At 43.0% G+C, this 2463-nt stretch carries 3 protein-coding genes; 1 reads left to right on the top strand and 2 read right to left on the bottom strand.

The window, feature by feature from the left end:
• Positions 1-207 precede the first annotated feature (207 nt).
• Together B9J84_RS08080 and B9J84_RS08075 are read right to left on the bottom strand one after the other, a co-directional pair.
• Positions 208-657, bottom strand: a complete 450-nt coding sequence (locus tag B9J84_RS08080; RefSeq protein ID WP_315903802.1) for a protein YgfX — start codon at positions 655-657, stop codon at positions 208-210.
• A complete protein-coding gene (locus B9J84_RS08075) occupies positions 605-865 on the bottom strand; it encodes a succinate dehydrogenase assembly factor 2 (RefSeq protein WP_010319812.1) in 261 nt (86 codons plus the stop codon). The genes B9J84_RS08080 and B9J84_RS08075 overlap by 53 nt, the downstream gene beginning before the upstream one ends.
• 147 nt (positions 866-1012) lie before the next feature.
• On the opposite strand from B9J84_RS08075, the gene ygfZ reads away from it, so the two are divergent.
• The gene (gene ygfZ, locus B9J84_RS08070; RefSeq protein ID WP_094123909.1) at positions 1013-1984 is read left to right on the top strand and encodes a tRNA-modifying protein YgfZ; all 972 of its coding nucleotides are present in this window, start codon (positions 1013-1015) and stop codon (positions 1982-1984) included.
• Positions 1985-2463 lie beyond the last annotated feature (479 nt).

Here is a 2463-nt window from a genome sequence, read left to right as displayed (position 1 = left end):
AGCTCATAAGCACTATTGATGAGCTCAATGGGCAAGAGGTCTGCGAGTGTTTCAACTTGATTTGGTTTATAACTGTTGATGATATCGAGGGCTTGAGAAACGTGCATAAAAAAATCCGATAAACAAGGTCTATCGGATTTTTACATAAAGGTAGGATCATTCAACTGATCTGCCGATTAAAGTCTTAACTGATCGGCATTAGAGCGTTTATCGCTCCTTTATTGTTGGTGATTGGTTATGGGTAACCTGCCGAAGCTGCACCAATAAACGGCGATAATCCGCTTCCACACAACTGTCGCGCCACACTAGATAGCGCTTACCTTGTTGTGCATAAATGATCAACACCATAAACGCAAACTGTGTAGAAACCTTTTCAATGGACAGGTTCTGGTCGGCACATTGCCACTCACCGTGACTCGTGAGCTTGAATTGGCCGATTAAGCTAGGGACTAACAGTGAGGTACTCTTTTGCGCCGTGATAAGAGGTGCGTAAAATAAGGGGAGCGTTACAAGTGGAATGGGCGATATCAATAATGCCCACACGGCTATCATCAAACAAATGAAGTTAGTAATGCGGGCAAAATGGGAAGGAAATAATACGAAATTAACGCACTTTGCTGAGGTTGTGAGCAACAATTTTATCCACCATTGCCGCATGCCCAAGATTTTCGCTACGACCATGCCCCATGATCCAAGTAAATAGATCAGGGTCGTCAGACTCAAGTAGGGAAACGAAATCTCGTTGCTCATTTTCATTCAGAGAATCAAAGCACTCTTCAAAGAACGGCATCACAACCACATCGAGCTCTAACATTCCACGACGGCATGCCCACTTGATTCTTGCTTTTTCTTCAGTGGTGTACATCGGTTTTCCTCACCTTATGTTTATTTGCGTTGAGTGTATCAACTGGATGAAGATACAACTAGTAGATGAGTCACAGTCCCTGTTCAAGCTGACAAAAAAAAATTTCCGGATTAACATGGGGCTCAAGATTCTCTTTAGGTAACGACTATGGACTGGCAAAACACATTGACACCTCTCGCAGTAACCGCCAATGGCTCACTTCCACCACTGATGCTGACTCATCTTGCATCCTGGGGCGCTATCATCATTTCAGGCAATGATAAAAAAGCCTATTTGCAAGGCCAAGTGACCTGTAATGTCGTCACTCTTGAACCAACACAGTCAACCTTAGGTGCCCATTGTGATGCGAAAGGCAAAGTGTGGTCGGTCTTTCGCCTGTTCCACCATCACGATGGTTATGCGATGTTCCAGCCTTTATCAGCAATAGAAGCTGAATTAAGAGAGCTGAAAAAATACGCTATTTTTTCTAAGGTCAATATCAGCCAGAGCCAAGACGTCGCACTGGGTGTTATGGGCGAACAAGCTGAGCAATATATCAACACATTAACGGCAGATGAAGGTGAGGTGCGTTTGATTGACGGTGGTAGCGCCATCAAAATTTCATCCCAACGTTGGCTATTACTTGTTTCAGAGCAAACCGCGCAACAGCTCATGACGCAAAGTGAAGCACTGAAAGTCACCGAGGAAACGTGGACTCGCTTTGATATCGAAGAAGCAGTCCCCGTCCTTGGTCAAGCGGATCAAAATGAGCACATACCGCAAGCCGTTAATCTTCAGGCCTTTAATGGTATCAGCTTTAATAAAGGGTGTTATACAGGTCAAGAAACCGTCGCTCGCGCTAAATATCGAGGTATTAATAAGCGTGCAATGTACATCCTTCAAGGCAACATTGAGCAACCGCTAAGTAATGATCAACCAATCATGATCGAACGCTCAGTTGGAGAAAACTGGCGTAGTGCTGGGCAATTTATGGTTCACTACACGTTTGCTGATAATACCGCTATCGGTTTAGTAGTCTTACCAAACAATCTCGAGCCAGAAACTGAGTTTCGTCTTGCAAGCCAACCAAACACTCGTTGGTTTATGCAAGCTCTCCCCTACTCTCTTACTGACGAATAAGCTTCTTCCTCATATTGACCATGCGCCTCTTTACGAGGCGTATGCTTTCTAACAATCGCCTATCTCGAATAAATTTCAGGAAAAAGAATGCAATAATGTAATCCATTACATTGATGCGTGATCGCTCTCTAAATCACACAACATCAGGGGTGAATTTTTAGTCATTCTTAAAACATAAATAGTCATCAGGTTTATTTTGACGTACTCTTAACAATGCTGGTCAGGACAAACGAGAAGTTGCCCTGACCAGCAAAAAAGTGAATCCACTGATTGTTTCAGGACATCCACTTTTTGTGTAATGCATCTGTGACTATTCGCCCGCCTATTTTATTTAAGCGGGCTTTTTTTTAGGCTATTCTTAACCAAAATTTAACACTTTCCATAAACAGCAGCTATTCTTTAAAGTGTAATATTTGTCGTGCTTAATATGCACCAAGTGAATGGTGCACTGAGCATTTTTTGTTAGCACTATTTTGAGG

Origin of the sequence: Vibrio sp. V03_P4A6T147, from assembly GCF_002241085.1 — a bacterium.
GTDB classification, from domain to species: domain Bacteria; phylum Pseudomonadota; class Gammaproteobacteria; order Enterobacterales; family Vibrionaceae; genus Vibrio; species Vibrio anguillarum.
Note: the sequence above shows the minus strand (reverse complement) of the source record. Positions and strands in the feature narration are given on the sequence as shown.

Excerpts from the sequence above, each read along its gene's own strand:
- ygfZ (WP_094123909.1), top strand. The coding sequence starts at position 1,013 with ATGGACTGGCAAAACACATTGACACCTCTCGCAGTAACCGCCAATGGC.
- B9J84_RS08075 (WP_010319812.1), bottom strand. The coding sequence starts at position 865 with ATGTACACCACTGAAGAAAAAGCAAGAATCAAGTGGGCATGCCGTCGT.
- B9J84_RS08080 (WP_315903802.1), bottom strand. The coding sequence starts at position 657 with ATGCGGCAATGGTGGATAAAATTGTTGCTCACAACCTCAGCAAAGTGC.